This is a genomic window from Aquabacterium sp., assembly GCF_044226965.1.
GTDB lineage: Bacteria > Pseudomonadota > Gammaproteobacteria > Burkholderiales > Burkholderiaceae_C > Pseudaquabacterium.
In genome coordinates, this window is the sequence record NZ_JBGAGA010000039.1 from 1 (window position 1) to 15,376 (window position 15,376).

A 15,376-nucleotide genomic window follows, 5' to 3' on the forward strand; every position below is an offset into this window, starting at 1 on the left:
CCCATCCGCCCCAGGCGCCTGCAGATCTCCAGCGTCAGCCCCGACTGGTTCAGCGCGTAGAAGTGGATGCCCGGCGCGCCGCCGGCGATCAGGCGTTCGCACAGCCGCGTCACCACATCGAGCCCGAAGGCGCGGATCGACGCGGCGTCGTCCATGAAGCCTTCCATCTTCATCGCCACCCAGCGCGGGATGTCGATGCCGTCGCGCTGTGCGAACTGCGCCACCTTGGCGTAGTTGTGGAAGGGCATGATGCCCGGCACGATCGGCACGTTCACGCCCAGCGCCCGCACCTCGTCGACGAAGTGGAAGTAGGCGTCGGGGTTGAAGAAGAACTGCGTGATCGCGCTGTTGGCGCCGGCCTGGACCTTGTCGGCGAAGTGCTGCAGGTCGCGCCGCGCGTAGCGCTGCTCGGGGTGGTACTCGGGATAGGCGGCGACCTCGATGGTCCAGTCGGGGCCCTGCGTCTCGCGGATGAAGCGGATCAGCTCGCTGGCATAGCGGAACTCGCCGGCCACCGCCATGCCGCTGGGCAGGTCGCCGCGCAGCGCGACGATGCGGCGGATGCCCTGGGCCCGGTAGGTGGCCAGGATCTCGGCGATGCCCGCGCGCGTGGAGCCCACGCACGAGAGGTGCGGCGCGGCCTCGAAGCCGGCCGCGGCGATGTCGCGCACGGTGGCCAGCGTCTTCTCGCGCGTGGAGCCGCCGGCACCGTAGGTGACGCTGAAGTACTCGGGCCGGATCGCGGCGAGTTCCTGCACCACCGTCTTCAGCTTCTCGCTGCCGACGGGGGTGTTCGGGGGGAAGAACTCGACGCTGACCGGCAAGTCGTGTGCGCTTGCCATGGCCGTGCGATCAGTAGCGGTACGAGTCGGGCTTGTACGGCCCTTCCTTGGGCACGCCGATGTAGGCGGCCTGCTCGTCGGTCAGCTCGGTGAGTTGCGCATTCAGCGTCTTCAGCTGCAGGCGCGCGACCTTCTCGTCCAGGTGCTTGGGCAGCACGTAGACCTTGCCGACCTCGTAGAAATCGCTGTGCGTGAACAGCTCGATCTGCGCGATGGTCTGGTTGGCGAACGAGGAGCTCATCACGTAGCTCGGGTGGCCGGTGCCGCAGCCCAGGTTCACCAGCCGGCCCTTGGCCAGCATGATGATGCGCTTGCCGTCCGGGAAGATCACGTGGTCGACCTGCGGCTTGATCTCTTCCCAGGTGTAGTGCTCGAGCGCGGCGATGTCGATCTCGTTGTCGAAGTGGCCGATGTTGCAGACGATGGCGTTGTGCTTCATCGCCTTCATGTGGTCGTGCGTGATGACGCGCTTGTTGCCGGTGGTGGTGACGAAGATGTCGGCCTTGTCGGCGGCCCAGTCCATCGTCACGACGCGGTAGCCTTCCATGCAGGCCTGCAGCGCGTTGATCGGGTCGATCTCGGTCACCCACACCTGGGCCGACAGCGCGCGCAGCGCCTGCGCCGAGCCCTTGCCCACGTCGCCATAGCCGCAGACCACGGCGATCTTGCCGGCGATCATCACGTCGGTGGCGCGCTTGATGCCGTCGACCAGGCTCTCGCGGCAGCCGTAGAGGTTGTCGAACTTGCTCTTGGTCACCGAGTCGTTGACGTTGATGGCGCGGAACATCAGCGTGCCCTTGGCGCTCATTTCCTTCAGGCGGTGCACGCCGGTGGTGGTTTCCTCGGTCACGCCGATGATGTGGGCGCTCTTGCGGCTGTACCAGCTGGGGTCCACCGCCAGCTTGGCCTTGATCGCGGCGAACAGCTCGCGCTCTTCCTCGCTGCCGGGGTTGGCAATGACCGAGGCGTCCTTCTCGGCGCGCTTGCCCAGGTGCATCAGCAGCGTGGCGTCACCGCCGTCGTCCAGGATCATGTTCGGGCCTTCGGTCGGGCTGCCGGCCGGGCCGAAGTCGAAGATGCGGTGGGTGTAGTCCCAGTAGTCCTTCAGCGATTCGCCCTTGTAGGCGAACACCGGCGTGCCGGCGTCCACCAGCGCGGCGGCGGCATGGTCCTGCGTGCTGAAGATGTTGCACGAGGCCCAGCGCACCTCGGCGCCCAGCGCCTGCAGCGTTTCCACCAGCACGGCGGTCTGGATCGTCATGTGCAGGCTGCCAGTGACGCGCGCGCCCTTCAGCGGCTGGGCGTTCGCGTACTCGGCGCGGATGGCCATCAGCGCGGGCATCTCGCTCTCGGCGATGGTGATTTCCTTGCGGCCCCAGGCGGCGAGGCTGATATCGGCAATGGCGTGGTCGACGGCGGGTTTCAGGATGGCGTTCATGGTCGTGCTCCAGGCGTTGGGAATGCCTGCACCGATGGGCGGAATGGGAGGGGGTTTGAAGCTCACCCACGACAACCATCGTGCAGGTGAGCGCCGTTGCAGAGAATCTGTTCCGAGCCTGGCCCCTGGAGGATGGGGTTGCAACGCTCCTCGGAAAGTGGGCAGGATTCTAGCCATTCGGCCGCGGCTTGGGGGCAGGCGCTGTGGGAGACTGCCGTGATGTCTGCCGAACCTGTCACGCCCGCGGGCGTTCCCGCCGACCGCCTGCGCCCGCTGGCCGCGCTGCCGGCCGCGGCGCTGCGCGGCATCCGCGGCGTGCTGACCGACATCGACGACACCCTGACGCGCGACGGCGCCATCGAGCCCGCGGCCCTGGACGCGCTGCAGGCGCTGGCCGCGGCCGGCCTGCCGGTGATCGCCATCACTGGCCGGCCGGCCGGCTGGAGCGAGCCCTTCGCGCTGCAGTGGCCGGTGCGCGCGATCGTGGCCGAGAACGGCGGCGTGCTGCTGCGGCGCGGTGCCGATGGCGGCTTGCAGCGCCTGTTCACCACCGACGAGGCCACCCGCGCGGCCCAGTTCGCCCGGCTGCAGGCCTGCGCCCGGGCCGTGCTGGCCGAGGTGCCGGCCGCGACCCTGGCCGAAGACAGCCCGGGCCGGCTGACCGACATCGCCATCGACCACAGCGAGCACCGGCACCTCGATGCGGCGGCGATCGCGCAGGTCGTCGCGGTGATGCGCCGCCATGGCCTGACCGCGACGGTGAGCTCGATCCACGTCAACGGCTGGATCGGCGACCACAGCAAATGGACCGCGGCGAACTGGGCGGTGCAGGCGGTGCTGGGCCAGGCCTTCGATCCGGCGGGCTGGGCCTTCATCGGCGACTCCACCAACGACCAGCTGATGTTCGAGCGCATGCCGCTGACGGTGGGCGTGGCCAACATCGCGCGCTTCGTGCCGCAGCTGAAGGCCTGGCCGGCCTGGCTGTGCCGCGGCGAGCGCGGCGCAGGCTTCGCCGAGCTGGCCGCGGCGCTGCTGGTGGCGCGGGGCTGAGGCGGGCGCGAGCGCATGGTCGACAGCCGTGCCGCCGTGCTGCGCCAGGCCCTGGCGCTGGCGCTGGCCGCGGCCGTCTCGCTGGGGCTGGCGCGCTTTGCCTATGCGCTGCTGCTGCCGCCGATGCGCGCCGACCTGGGCTGGCGCTACTTCACCGCCGGCGCGATGAACACCGTCAACGCCGCCGGCTACCTGCTGGGTGCGCTGCTGATGCCGCGCTGGCTGGCCCGGCACGACGCGCGGCGCCTGATGCTGGCCGGCGGTGCCGGCGCCGCGCTGGGCCTGGCCGCGCACGCGCTGCTGCGCGATGACGCCGCGCTGCTGGCCCTGCGCTTCGCGCTGGGCGTGGCCAGCGCGGCCAGCTTCGTCGGCGGTGGCGTGCTGGCGGCGCGGCTGGCGGCCCTGCCGGCGGCCGCTGGCCGCTCTGGATTGGTGCTAGGCATCTACTACGGCGGCACCGGGCTGGGCATCGTGCTGTCGGCGCTGCTGGTGCCGGCGGTGCTGGCCGCCGGCGCCGCGCGCTGGCCGGCGGCCTGGCTGGCGCTGGCGCTGGCGGCCGCGGCTTGCACGGCCTTGACGGCGCTGTGGGGCGTGTCCGTTGTCGTGCCGGCGGCCGCGGGCGCAGCGGGCGCACCCGGCGGCAGCCTGCCGTGGCGCTGGCCTGCCTTGGCCCGCGCACTGGGCTGGGGGCTGGCGGGCTACTGCCTGTTCGGCCTGGGCTACATCGGCTACATGACCTTCATCGTCACGCTGCTGCGCGAGCAGGGCCTGGGCGGCGGCGCGATCACCGCGTTCTATGCGCTGCTCGGCGCGGGCGTCATCGCCTCGTCGTGGCTGTGGGCCGGGCTGCTGCAGCGCTTTCGCGGCGGCGGTCCGATGGCGCTGCTGAACGCGCTGCTGGCGCTGGCCACCGTGCTGCCGGTGCTGAGCGCGCAGCCGCTGCTGGTGTTCGCCTCGGGCGCGCTGTTCGGCGCGGTGTTCCTGTCGGTGGTGGCCTCGACCACCGCGCTGGTGCGGCACAACCTGCCGCCGGCGGCCTGGAGCCTGGGCATCTCGGCCTTCACGATCGTGTTCGCCGCGGGCCAGATCGTCGGGCCCAGCCTGGTCGGCCGGGTGGCCGATGGCGCCGGCGGGCTGGCGCGCGGCCTGGCGATCAGCGCCGCCGCGCTGCTGCTGGGGTCGCTGCTGGCCTGGCTGCAGCGGCCGCTGCGTTCGTGAGCTAGGCGCCGAGGAACACGGCCATGCGCTGCAGCTCGTCGTCGAGTGCGCGACGGAACGCTGCGTCGCGCGGCGCGCGGCCGCTGGCATGGCCGAACTCGGCCTGCAGCGAACCTTCGCGCTGCGAGAGATTGGCCCAGCCGATGACCTGGTCGCGCCACAGCAGCGGCAGCGCGTAGTAGCCGCGCACGCGCTTCGGTGCCGGCGTGTAGGCCTCGAAGCGGTAGGTCCAGCCCCACAGCAGCTCGAAGCGGCGGCGGTCCCAGACGATGGGGTCGAAGGGCGCCAGCAGCCGCACCGCGTCGTCCGGCGCATGGCGCGCCGAGCCGGGCTGGTCGTCCTCGGGCCACAGCCAGTCGACGCCGTCGATGCGCACGCGGGGCAGGCGCTCGCGCGCCCGCTTCAGTGCTGCCGTGCGCTGCGCCGGCCATTGCGGCACACCGCCGCGCAGCAGGCCCACCAGCTGGCCGAGCGAGGCCGAGGGCAGCGGCGCGTACTGGCGCACGATCACCTCGATCAGCGCGTCCAGCGCCTGCTCGGGCGTGTGCGGGCAGGCGGTCTGCTCGCGCGGCGCATACAGCCGCACGCCGCCTTCGCGCCCGGCAATGCGCAGCAGGCCGCGGTAGTGCATGGCATCGAGCAGCTGCGTGCTGGCATTGCCCGAGCCACCGAACCAGTTGCGCACCTTGCCGTGCGCGAAGTGCGCGTCGACCTCGCGCGGGTGCACGCGGCCGTGCTCGCGCACGAAGGCCAGCACCTCGGCGGCCTGGCGCTGGCGCTGCGCGGACCACGGCTGCGGCGGCACGCGCGGGTGCATCAGCGCCTGCGTGCGACGCGGCAGGAAGCCGTAGTTGACGAAGAAATCCTCCTCGATCGTCAGCCGCGGGTAGCGGCGCTCGAGCTCGCCGGCGCGGTAGTCCACGACACGGTGGCGCAGCGTCAGGTCCTGCGCACGCGCCGGCGCGCGGATGGGGTCGGCCTGCACGAAGCCGAGCCGCTCGATCGCCTTCGGCAGCGTGGTCGGCGTGAACAGCGTGCGCGCCACCGCATAGCGGCGCAAAGCGTCCAATGTGAGCGGCCGTGCGACCATCAGCCACCCCAGCCGTGGCGGCGCAAGGTCGTCAGCATCTCGTGCGTGTCGTGGCTCATCAGTGCCAGGAAGGCGGCCAGCAGCAGGTAGGTCAGGCCGTATTCCCACTTCTTCGCGGTGGGCACCGCGTAGTAGGTCTGTGCCTCGGGGCTGTCGGCGCGGAAGCGCAGGGCCTGCAAGACCTGCGGTGCGGCCAGCAGCGCGATGATCAGCAGCATCGGGCTGGGTCGGTAGAAGAACAGCGCCACCAGGATCGGCACGCCGAGCAGCCAGATGCGCGGCGACAACACCGCCGTGATGCGGCCACCGTCCAGCGGCGACAGCGGGATCAGGTTGAACAGGTTCAACATGAAGCCGGCGTAGGCCACGGCCAGCAGCCAGTCGGCCTGCCAGTTGCGGGCGAAGACGAAGCACACCAGCGCGCCGACGCTGCCCAGCAGCGGACCGCCGAGGCCGACGAAGGCTTCGGTCTCGGCGTCGTGCGGCCGCTCCTTCAGCTCGATCCAGGCGCCGAGGAAGGGAATGAAGGTCGGCAGCCCGACGTCGAGCCCGCGCTTGCGCGCGGCGATGTAGTGGCCGGCCTCGTGCACGAACAGCAGCGCGATGAAGCCGGCGGCATAGCGCCAGCCGTAAAGCCAGGCGTAGACCGCCAGCGACAGCAGCATCGAGCCGCCGCTGGCCAGCAGCTTGCCGAACTTGGCGCCGGACAGCAGCAGGGCGAGCAGTTTCAGCATGGCGTCGTGCAGTGCTTCGTGGTCAGGTGCCGGTGGCAGGCCTGCGCTTGAACAGCTTGGCGGCCGCGCCGCCGACCAGGGCCAGGCCGATCAGGATCAGTTTCGCGAACTTGGCGAAGAAGACGCCGGCCAATGCGATCAGCCCGAGCTTCTTGGCGGCCACGCCGACCACCAGCGCGGCCAGTCCGTATTCGGCCACATGGTCGGTCTTGGCATCGAAATCGGCGTAGCGCTTGCCGGGCTTGTAGTCCAGCGCCGCCAGCATGGCCTGGGCGGCCGGCTTGTGCTGCGGCAGCTGGTCCAGGCCGGTGACCAGGTTCAGCGAGAAGTAGCCTTCCCGGCCCAGCGCATAGGTGTTGTAGTTGACGCCCTGCTCGGCGCCGGCCGGCGCGTTCTTCTCGCGCGAGGCCATCGCCCACACCAGGCGGTGGGCGCTTGCATCGTAGGCCGGCGCTTCGGCCCAGCCGGTCACCTCGATCGGCGTGGCGCCAAGCTTCGCGCGTTCGGCATTCGCGGCCTCGGTGCCTTCGCGGTAGGTCTTCAACAGCTCGTCGGCCTTCCAGTCGCGGGCATCGTCGTCCTTCACATAGCCGGCGGCCTCGAAGCGCACCGGCATGAACCATTGCTGGCCGTTGGTCGGGAACACCAGGCCTTGCAGCCGCGGGTCCTGGCCCGGGTTGCCCATCGCGTGCAGCAGCGCGGTGGCCTGCGGTTGCGGAATCCACTGATGGCCCGCGGGCAGGTGCAGCACGGCCTGGCCGTTCAGCTCGATGTCGGCCGGGCCGGGGCGCGCGGCCTTCTGGGCTTCGGCGAAGGCGCTGCGGGCACGCTCTTCGGGGCTGGGCGCCGGTTGTGGCGCATCGGCGGCGCGGGCGCCAACGGCGATCAAGGCCAGCGTGAGCAGTGCGCTGGGCCAGGATGAAGCAAGACGCATGACAAACCTCCCTGGTGTTGTGGTCCGGTCATTGTGTCAGCCGCCGGTCGGCCGATGCCGCGGTTCGTCGCATGGGCGCCGGCTTTGAAACACAAGCGTTCTAGCATCGCGGTTTCGGACAACCAACGACAGGGGAGACCCGATGCGAAGCCTGATGATCTCTTCCGCGGCGCTGGCCGCTGCCTGGCTGGTGAGCGCCTGCGGCGGCGGCGGCAGCGATGCCGGCGGCCCGATGAGCGGCGTGGCCAAGGCCAGCTACACCGTCACGCTGCGCAGCGGCCAGGCGACGGTGATCGCGCCGGAATCGCTGAGCCTGCAGCTGACCGCGGTGACCGACACCCGCTGCCCGATCGATGTGATGTGCGTCTGGGCGGGCCAGGCGGTGGCCACGGTGCAGGTGACGCAGGCCGGCCAGCCGGCCGAGACGGTGCAGATCGGCACGCCCGCGCCGGCCGAGATGAAGCTGCCGGGGGACGCGTCCTATCGCGGCTATCGGCTGTCGCTGCAGGGCCTGGAGCCGGCACCGCGCAGCGGCGTGCAGGTGCCGCTGGACCAGTACCGCGCCACGGTGCAGGTCGACCGGGCACAGTGAGCGGTTTGGCAGCCGGGCCGCGCGGCCCGGTTGCCGTGCGCAGACTTCAGCCCTTCAGGCCTGCCAGGTCGCGCAGCACGGCGACCTTGTCGCGCGCTTCCCAGCTGAACTCGGGTTCCTCGCGGCCGAAGTGGCCGTAGGCGGCGGTCTTCTGGTAGATCGGGCGCAGCAGGTCGAGCATCTGGATGATGCCCTTCGGGCGCAGGTCGAACACCTCGTTGACGATGGCGGCGATCTTGTCGTCCGGCAGCACGCCGGTGCCTTCGGTGTAGACCGTCACGTTCATCGGCTTGGCCACGCCGATGGCATAGGCCACCTGGATCTGGCACTGGCGCGCCAGGCCGGCGGCGACGATGTTCTTCGCGACATAACGCGCGGCATACGCGGCCGAGCGGTCGACCTTGGTCGGGTCCTTGCCCGAGAACGCGCCACCGCCGTGCGGGCAGGCGCCGCCGTAGGTGTCGACGATGATCTTGCGGCCGGTGAGGCCGCAGTCGCCCTGCGGGCCGCCGATGACGAAGCGGCCGGTCGGGTTCACCAGGTAGCGCGTGTCCTTCAGCCACTCCTTGGGCAGCACCGGCTTGATGATCTCCTCGATCACCGCCTCGTAGAACTCGGGCTTCATCTTGTCGCCCAGGCTCATCTCCGGCGCGTGCTGGCTGCTGAGCACCACGGTGTCGATCGAGTGCGGCTTGCCGTCGACGTAGCGCATCGTCACCTGGCTCTTGGCGTCCGGCCGCAGGAAGGGCAGCCGGCCGTCCTTGCGCAGCTGGGCCTGGCGCTCGACCAGGCGGTGCGCGTAATAGATCGGCGCGGGCATCAGCTCGGGCGTCTCGTCGCAGGCGTAGCCGAACATCAGGCCCTGGTCGCCGGCACCGGTGTTCAGGTGGTCGTCGCTGGCGTGGTCGACGCCCTGGGCGATGTCGTTGCTCTGCTTGTCGTAGGCCACCAGCACCGCGCAGCCCTTGTAGTCGATGCCGTACTCGGTGTTGTCGTAGCCGATGCGCTTGATGGTGTCGCGCGCGACCTGGATGTAGTCGACATGCGCGTTGGTCGTGATCTCGCCGGCCAGCACCACCAGGCCGGTGTTGCACAGCGTCTCGGCGGCCACGCGGCTGCGCGGGTCCTGCGTGTAGATCGCGTCGAGGATCGCGTCCGAGATCTGGTCGGCCACCTTGTCGGGGTGACCTTCGGAGACCGATTCCGAGGTGAAGAGAAAGTCGTTCGCCACTTCAATACACTCCTGAGCCAATTGAAACCCGCTCGCCGGTTCCTGTGGGGGTGTATGCGGCGAACGCTTTAGCGGTATTTGGGCGGAAGGAGATTCCGCGTATCGCCCCGCAAGTTGTCCTTTAACTCGGCGACGCCCGAATTATACGAAGCGCATGTTGACCCTGATGCGATGGCTCGCCCGGCGTTCCCTGGCAACTCTTCACGCTTGGGGCGCCTTGCTGGGCTGGCTGGTGTACCTGAGTTCGGCCAGCTATCGCCGGCGCCTGCGCGCCAACGCCGACCGGGCCGGGCTGAGCGCCGCGCAGCGCCGCCGCGCGATCGCCGAAGGCGGCCGCATGGTGGCCGAGCTGCCGCGGCTGTGGCTGCGCCCGCAGGACCAGCTGCTGGGGGCCCTGGTGCGCTGGGGCAGCGATGCGGCGCTGATCGACGCGGCGCTGGATGCCGGTCGCGGCCTGGTGTTGCTCACCCCGCACCTGGGCTGCTGGGAGGTGACGGCGCAGGCCACCATCGAGCGCTACAGCCAGCGCATGAAACTGACCGTGATGTACCGCCCGGCGCGCCAGGCCTGGCTGCGCGACATCGAGGAACGCGCGCGCCGCCGCCCCGGGCTGGACACCGTGCCGGCAGCGCTGAGCGGCGTGCGGCAGATGATCCGCGCGCTGCGCCGCGGTGAATCGGTGGGCCTGCTGCCCGACCAGGTGCCGCCCGAAGGCATGGGCGTGTGGGCGCCGTTCTTCGGCCAGCCCGCGTACACGATGACGCTGGCCGCGCGCCTGGTGCAGCAGACCGGTGCCGCCCTGCTGATGGTGTGGGCCGAGCGCCTGCCGCGCGGGGCCGGCTACGTGATGCACGTGCGCGCACCGCAGCCCTTGCCGGCCGAGGCCGCCGACGGCGACGCGCTGCAGCTGGCCTGCGCCACCGCGATCAACCAGGACATGGAGCGGCTGATCCGCGAGGCGCCTGGCCAGTACCTGTGGGGCTATCACCGCTACAAGCAGCCGCGCCGCGCCGATGCCGCGGGCATGGAGCAGGCCCCCGCATGAAGAACCTGCTGGCCCGGTTGCTGCTGGGCGTGTTGTGGCTGGTGCACTGGCTGCCGCTGGGCGCGCAGGCGGCCGTGGGCCGTGGCATCGGCCGGCTGCTCTTCGCGCTGGCCGGCTCGCGCCGCCGGGTGGCGCTGCGCAACGTCGAGCTGTGCCTGCCGGAGCTCGATGCCCAGGCCCGCGAGGCGCTGGTGCGCGAGCATTTCCAGTGGCTGGGCCGCAGCCTGCTCGAGCGCGGGCTGCTGTGGTGGGCGCCGGCCGAGCGCCTGAAGCGGCTGATTCATGTCGAGGGCGACATCGGCCTGGCCGAGCGCAGCGACAGGCCGGTGATGTGGCTGGTGCCGCACTTCGTGGCGCTGGACGTCGCGGGGGCGTCGACACAGCTGTTCCAGCGCAAGCAGGTGGCGTCGATCTACCAGGCGCAGAGCAATCCGGTGTTCGACGCGGCGATCCGCAAGGGCCGGCTGCGCTACAACCAGGGCCAGGTGTTCTCGCGCCATGAGACGGCGCTGCCGCTGGTGCGTGCGGTCAAGCGGGGCCATGTGTTCTTCAACCTGCCGGACATGGACTTCGGCACCAAGGACGCGGCCTTCGTGCCCTTCTTCGGCGTGCCGGCGGCCACCTTGCTGGCGCCGGCGCGCATGGCGCGCTCGCTGGGCATGGTGGTGCAGCCGGTGCTGGCCGAACTGCTGCCCGGCGGCCAGGGCTACCGCGTGCGCTTCCTGCCGCCGTGGGACGACTTTCCCGGCGACGCGGACGACGAGGCCGCCAGCGCGCGCATGAACCGCTGGATCGCCGACGAGGTGCGGCGCAACCCGGCGCAGTACCTGTGGGTGCACCGGCGCTTCAAGACCCGTCCCGCGGGCGAGCCCTCGCTGTATTGACGCGTTGCGCGGTAGGCCCGAGGTGCGCGGACGATAATCGCGCCCCATGATCCTGCACTTCACCAAGATGCACGGCGCGGGCAACGACTTCGTCGTGCTCGACGGCACGCGCACGCCGATCGAGCTGCAGCCCGAGCAGCTGCGCCGGCTGGGCGACCGGCGCTTCGGCGTCGGCGCCGACCAGATCCTGATCGTCGAGCCCAGCCGCACCGAAGGCGTGGACTTCCGCTACCGCATCTTCAACAACACCGGCGACGAGGTCGAGCACTGCGGCAACGGCGCGCGCTGCTTCGTGCGCTACGTGCACGAGCACGGCCTGACCGACCGCAAGCGCATCCGCGTCGAGACCGTGAACAACCTGCTCGAGCTGCAGCTGCAGGACGATGGCCGTGTCACGGTGGACATGAACCGGCCGATGTTCGAGCATGACCGCCTACCGTTCAATGCGAGCGGCCTGGTGCCGCGCCACGAAGGCGGCTTCGAGCTCTGGCCGCTGGAGCTGGACGAAGGCCGCCGGGTCGAGGTGGCGGTGCTGTCGATGGGCAATCCGCATGCGGTGCAGCGCGTGGCCGACGTGCGCGAGGCGCCGGTGCTCGAGCTGGGCGCGCGCATCGAGGCGCACCCGCGCTTCCCGCGCAAGGTGAACGCCGGCTTCATGCAGGTGCTGTCGCGCAGCCAGATCGCGCTGCGCGTGTTCGAGCGCGGTGCCGGCGAGACGCTGGCCTGCGGCACCGGCGCCTGCGCCGCGGTGGTGGCCGGCATCCGGCTGGGCTGGCTAGACCGGCGCGTCGATGTGCAGGCCCGCGGCGGCGTGCTGACCATCGAATGGCCCGACGACGACGCCCATGTGCTGATGACCGGCCCGGCCGAGACCGTGTACCAAGGAGAGATTGAACTATGAGCCTCGAGGGCGCGATTACCGAGGGCGACATCGCCAACTACCTGGCCAACACGCCGGGCTTCTTCGAGCGCCATGCCGAGCTGCTGTCGACGATCCAGCTGACCAGCCCGCATGGCCAGCGTGCCGTCTCGCTGCAGGAGCGGCAGATGGAGATGCTGCGCGAGAAGGTGCGCGGCCTCGAGCAGAAGATCATGGAGATGATCCGCCACGGCCAGGAGAACGTGGCCATCGCCGACCGGCTGCACCGCTGGACGCGCTCGATCCTGCTGGCGCCGAGCGCGGGCGCGCTGCCCGACGTGCTGGTCAGCACGCTGAAGCACGAGTTCCTGGTGCCGATGGCGGCGCTGCGCCTGTGGGGCGTGGACGCGGCCCACGCGGCGCTGCCGTTCGCCGCGGCCGTGTCCGAGGACGTGCGCAACTTCAGCTCCAGCCTGGTGCTGCCGTACTGCGGGCTGAATTCCGGCTTCGAGGCCAGCGCCTGGCTGGGCGACACCGCCACCGTGATGTCGATCGCGCTGATCCCGCTGTACCGCCCGGGCCGCGACGAGGCCTTCGGCCTGCTGGTGCTGGGCTCGCCCGATCCCACGCGCTACAGCGCCGAGATGGGCACCGAGTTCCTGCAGCGCATCGGCGAGATCGCCAGCGCCGGCCTCGCGCGCCTGCTGCCGCCGCTGCAGGGCTGAGCATGCCGGCCGCCCCCGCCGCGCCGGTGGACGAGGGCATTGCCGCCTTCCTGCAGCACCTGCGCGTCGAGCGGCGGCTGGCCGCGCGCACGCTGGCGCTGTATGCGGACGCGCTGGCCACGCTGCAGGCACAGGCCGCGGCCGACCGTGTGGCCTTGCCGTCGGCACAGCCGCACCACCTGCGGCGCTGGGTCGCCCGCCTGCGCGAACGCGGCCTGGGGCCGCGCAGCATCGCGATCACGCTGGCGGCCTGGCGCGGGCTGTACCGCCACTGGGGCCGCGAGCGCCTGGTGGCCGGCAACCCGGTCGAGGGCCTGAAACCGCCGAAGGCGCCGCAAAGCCTGCCCAAGGCCTTGCCGGTCGACCAGGCCGTGGCCCTGATGGAAGCCGGTGCCGGCAGCGCGCCGCAGGACGGCGACAGCGCCTGCGCGCCGGTGCTGCGCGCGCGCGACCACTGCATCGTCGAGCTGCTCTACGGCTGCGGCCTGCGCATTGGCGAGCTGGTCGGGCTGGACCTGCAGGCCAGTGCGGCGGCGGCCGGCTGGATCGACGCCGCCGATGCCACGGCGCATGTGCTGGGCAAGGGCAGCAAGCGGCGCAGCGTGCCGGTGGGCCGCGCGGCGCTGCAGGCGCTGGCCGGCTGGCTGGCCTGCCGCGGCCAGCTGGCGCAGGCCGGCGAGGCGGCGCTGTTCGTCAGCCAGCGCGGCACGCGGCTGTCGGCCAGCCAGGTGCGTTCACGGCTGCAGGCGCTGTCGCTCGCGGCCGGGCTGCCGGCGCGGGTGCATCCGCACATGCTGCGGCACAGCTTCGCGTCGCACCTGCTGCAGTCCAGCGGCGACCTGCGCGCGGTGCAGGAGCTGCTGGGCCACGCCAACATCGCGACCACCCAGGTCTATACCAAGCTCGATTTCCAGCACCTGGCCAAGGTGTACGACGCGGCCCACCCGCGTGCCCGGGCCAAGCCGGCCAAGACCCCGACATGAAGATCATCAAACTGCGCGAGGGCAAGGAGCGCTCGCTGCTGCGCCGCCATCCCTGGGTGTTCCAGGGCAGCATCGCCAAGGGCGGCGGCGATGCCGGCGAGACGGTGCGCGTCGAATCGCACGAGGGCCAGTTCCTGGCCTGGGCCGCGTTCAGCCCGAGCTCGCAGATCCGCGTGCGCGCCTGGAGCTTCGACGAGGCCGAGCGCATCGACGAAGCCTTCTTCGCCCGCCGCGTGCAGCGCGCGGTGGCGCTGCGTGCGCGCCTGGGCATCCAGAGCGACGGCGTGCGGCTGATCCATGGCGAGGCCGACGGCCTGCCCGGGCTCATCGTCGACCGCTACGCCGACACGCTGAGCGCGCAGTTCCTGTCCGCCGGCGTCGAGCGCTGGCGCGACGTGATCGTGCGCCAGCTGCTGGCGGCCACCGGGCTGCAGCGCCTGTACGAACGTTCGGATTCTGGCGTGCGCGGGCTCGAGGGCCTGCCGCCGCGCACCGGCTGGTTGAGCGGCGAGGGCAGCACCGAGCTGGCGATCACCGAGCACGGCCTCTCGCTGGGCCTGGACGTGGCGCTGGGCCACAAGACCGGCTACTACCTCGACCAGCGCGACAACCGCCATCGCTTTGCGCAGCTGGTGCGCCAGTTCGGCTGCGAGCGGGTGCTGAACTGCTACAGCTACACCGGCGGCTTCAGCGTTGCGGCGCTGGCCGGTGGCGCGCGGGAGGTGACCAGCGTCGATTCCTCCGGCCCGGCGCTGGACCAGGCACGCGCCAACCTGCGGCGCAACGGTTTCGATCCGGCGCAGCAGGCCTTCGCCGACGCGGACGTGAACCAGTTCCTGCGCCAGGCGCTGAAGGACGGCCGGCGCTTCGACGCCATCGTGCTCGACCCGCCGAAGTTCGCGCCCAGCGCGGCGCATGCCGAACGCGCCTCGCGTGCCTACAAGGACATCAACCGCCTGGGGCTGAAGCTGCTGGCGCCGGGCGGGCTGCTGCTGACCTTCTCGTGCTCGGGCGGCATCGGCGCCGAGCTGTTCCACAAGATCGTCGCCGGGGCCGGCCACGATGCCGGCGTCGACGCGGTCATCCTGCAGCGGCTGGAAGCGGCGCCGGACCACCCGACCACGCTGTGCTTCCCCGAGGGCGAGTACCTGAAGGGCCTGGCGCTGGTGGCGAACTGAGCGCTGAGCGCGAGCGGGCCGCCTACGCGGCGGGCGCCGCTGGCAGCTGCACGCGCGGCTCGAACTTCGCGCGGTGCACGCTGAAGAAGGCCTTCACGTTGCGCACGTTGGCGTCCTGCGTGAACAGGCGCTGCACCAGCGCGTGGTAGCCCGCCATGTCCGGCGCCCACACCACCAGCATGAAGTCCGGCCCCGGCGAGACGCGGTAGCACTGCTGCACCTGCGGCTCGGCCACCGCGCGCTGCTCGAAGGCCGCCAGGTGCTCGGCCCCCTGCGCATCGAGCGAGACCTCGACCAGCGCGGTCAGCCCGGCCACCTGCTGCGCCGAGACGATGGCCACCTGACGTTCGATGACGCCGCTGTCCAGCAGCCGGCGCACGCGCCGCAGCGTCGTGGCCGGCGACGCATGGGCGGCCTCCGCCAGCGCCTGGTTCGACAGCGAGGCATCCGTCTGCAGCAGGTCGAGCAGCCGGCGGTCCAGGGCATCCAGTTCCATCATCGGCATCTGAATTTCATGAATGACGTGCGAATGAAATTATCTGACACCACTCGATTCGCGTGCGATTGGATTTC

Annotated in this window: 16 protein-coding genes and 1 riboswitch; of the genes, 9 read left to right on the top strand and 7 right to left on the bottom strand. The window is 71.1% G+C overall.

Annotated elements, in window-relative coordinates; all coding sequences use genetic code 11:
• Together metF and ahcY are read right to left on the bottom strand one after the other, a co-directional pair.
• On the bottom strand, positions 1–842 hold an 842-nt coding region (metF, locus tag ACILR4_RS17460; protein WP_395702137.1), incomplete at its 3' end, for a methylenetetrahydrofolate reductase [NAD(P)H].
• 10 nt (positions 843–852) lie between these two features.
• On the bottom strand, positions 853–2,280 hold the full coding sequence (ahcY, locus tag ACILR4_RS17465; RefSeq protein ID WP_395702138.1) for an adenosylhomocysteinase: 1,428 nt from the start codon (positions 2,278–2,280) through the stop codon (positions 853–855).
• Positions 2,281–2,361: 81 nt separating this feature from the next.
• A riboswitch (S-adenosyl-L-homocysteine riboswitch) is annotated at positions 2,362–2,438 on the bottom strand.
• A gap of 61 nt (positions 2,439–2,499) precedes the next feature.
• Here ahcY and ACILR4_RS17470 point away from each other — a divergent pair.
• Together ACILR4_RS17470 and ACILR4_RS17475 are read left to right on the top strand one after the other, a co-directional pair.
• Positions 2,500–3,330, top strand: a complete 831-nt coding sequence (locus ACILR4_RS17470; protein WP_395702139.1) for an HAD-IIB family hydrolase — start codon at positions 2,500–2,502, stop codon at positions 3,328–3,330.
• 15 nt (positions 3,331–3,345) lie between these two features.
• On the top strand, positions 3,346–4,548 hold the full coding sequence (locus ACILR4_RS17475) for a YbfB/YjiJ family MFS transporter (protein ID WP_395702140.1): 1,203 nt from the start codon (positions 3,346–3,348) through the stop codon (positions 4,546–4,548).
• A gap of 1 nt (position 4,549) precedes the next feature.
• Here ACILR4_RS17475 and ACILR4_RS17480 read toward each other — a convergent pair whose 3' ends face one another.
• Genes ACILR4_RS17480 through ACILR4_RS17490 form a run of 3 tightly spaced genes read right to left on the bottom strand, consistent with a single transcriptional unit; the run spans position 4,550 to position 7,306 of the window.
• Positions 4,550–5,638: a DNA glycosylase AlkZ-like family protein gene (locus ACILR4_RS17480; protein ID WP_395702141.1), complete on the bottom strand. Its 1,089-nt coding sequence runs from the start codon at positions 5,636–5,638 to the stop codon at positions 4,550–4,552.
• Entirely contained in the window at positions 5,638–6,372 is a 735-nt protein-coding gene (locus tag ACILR4_RS17485; protein WP_395702142.1) for a site-2 protease family protein, read from the bottom strand. The genes ACILR4_RS17480 and ACILR4_RS17485 overlap by 1 nt, the downstream gene beginning before the upstream one ends.
• Before the next feature lie 22 nt (positions 6,373–6,394).
• A complete protein-coding gene (locus ACILR4_RS17490; protein ID WP_395702143.1) occupies positions 6,395–7,306 on the bottom strand; it encodes a DUF2167 domain-containing protein in 912 nt (303 codons plus the stop codon).
• 142 nt (positions 7,307–7,448) lie between these two features.
• Here ACILR4_RS17490 and ACILR4_RS17495 point away from each other — a divergent pair, with 142 nt between their 5' ends.
• Positions 7,449–7,898 (top strand): hypothetical protein, encoded by a 450-nt coding sequence (locus ACILR4_RS17495; protein ID WP_395702144.1) that lies wholly within the window; start codon positions 7,449–7,451, stop codon positions 7,896–7,898.
• Positions 7,899–7,944: 46 nt separating this feature from the next.
• Here ACILR4_RS17495 and metK read toward each other — a convergent pair whose 3' ends face one another.
• Entirely contained in the window at positions 7,945–9,129 is a 1,185-nt protein-coding gene (metK, locus tag ACILR4_RS17500) for a methionine adenosyltransferase (RefSeq protein WP_395702145.1), read from the bottom strand.
• Positions 9,130–9,283: 154 nt separating this feature from the next.
• Between metK and ACILR4_RS17505 the strand changes: the two genes are divergently transcribed.
• Genes ACILR4_RS17505 through ACILR4_RS17530 form a run of 6 tightly spaced genes read left to right on the top strand, consistent with a single transcriptional unit; the run spans position 9,284 to position 14,803 of the window.
• Positions 9,284–10,174 carry a lysophospholipid acyltransferase family protein gene (locus ACILR4_RS17505; RefSeq protein WP_395702146.1) on the top strand — a complete coding sequence of 297 codons (891 nt, stop codon included), beginning with the start codon at positions 9,284–9,286 and terminating at the stop codon, positions 10,172–10,174.
• Positions 10,171–11,058 carry a lysophospholipid acyltransferase family protein gene (locus ACILR4_RS17510; RefSeq protein ID WP_395702147.1) on the top strand — a complete coding sequence of 296 codons (888 nt, stop codon included), beginning with the start codon at positions 10,171–10,173 and terminating at the stop codon, positions 11,056–11,058. The genes ACILR4_RS17505 and ACILR4_RS17510 overlap by 4 nt, the downstream gene beginning before the upstream one ends.
• A gap of 46 nt (positions 11,059–11,104) precedes the next feature.
• Positions 11,105–11,959: a diaminopimelate epimerase gene (gene dapF, locus ACILR4_RS17515; RefSeq protein ID WP_395702148.1), complete on the top strand. Its 855-nt coding sequence runs from the start codon at positions 11,105–11,107 to the stop codon at positions 11,957–11,959.
• Positions 11,956–12,642, top strand: coding sequence for a DUF484 family protein (locus ACILR4_RS17520; protein WP_395702149.1), 687 nt, complete (start codon positions 11,956–11,958; stop codon positions 12,640–12,642). The genes dapF and ACILR4_RS17520 overlap by 4 nt, the downstream gene beginning before the upstream one ends.
• A gap of 2 nt (positions 12,643–12,644) precedes the next feature.
• Positions 12,645–13,625: a tyrosine recombinase XerC gene (locus ACILR4_RS17525; RefSeq protein WP_395702150.1), complete on the top strand. Its 981-nt coding sequence runs from the start codon at positions 12,645–12,647 to the stop codon at positions 13,623–13,625.
• Positions 13,622–14,803 carry a class I SAM-dependent rRNA methyltransferase gene (locus ACILR4_RS17530; protein ID WP_395702151.1) on the top strand — a complete coding sequence of 394 codons (1,182 nt, stop codon included), beginning with the start codon at positions 13,622–13,624 and terminating at the stop codon, positions 14,801–14,803. Before ACILR4_RS17525 ends, ACILR4_RS17530 begins: the two co-directional genes overlap by 4 nt.
• A 22-nt stretch (positions 14,804–14,825) precedes the next feature.
• On the opposite strand, the gene ACILR4_RS17535 is transcribed toward ACILR4_RS17530, so the two are convergent.
• A complete protein-coding gene (locus ACILR4_RS17535; protein WP_395702152.1) occupies positions 14,826–15,299 on the bottom strand; it encodes an Lrp/AsnC family transcriptional regulator in 474 nt (157 codons plus the stop codon).
• Positions 15,300–15,376: the final 77 nt, after the last annotated feature.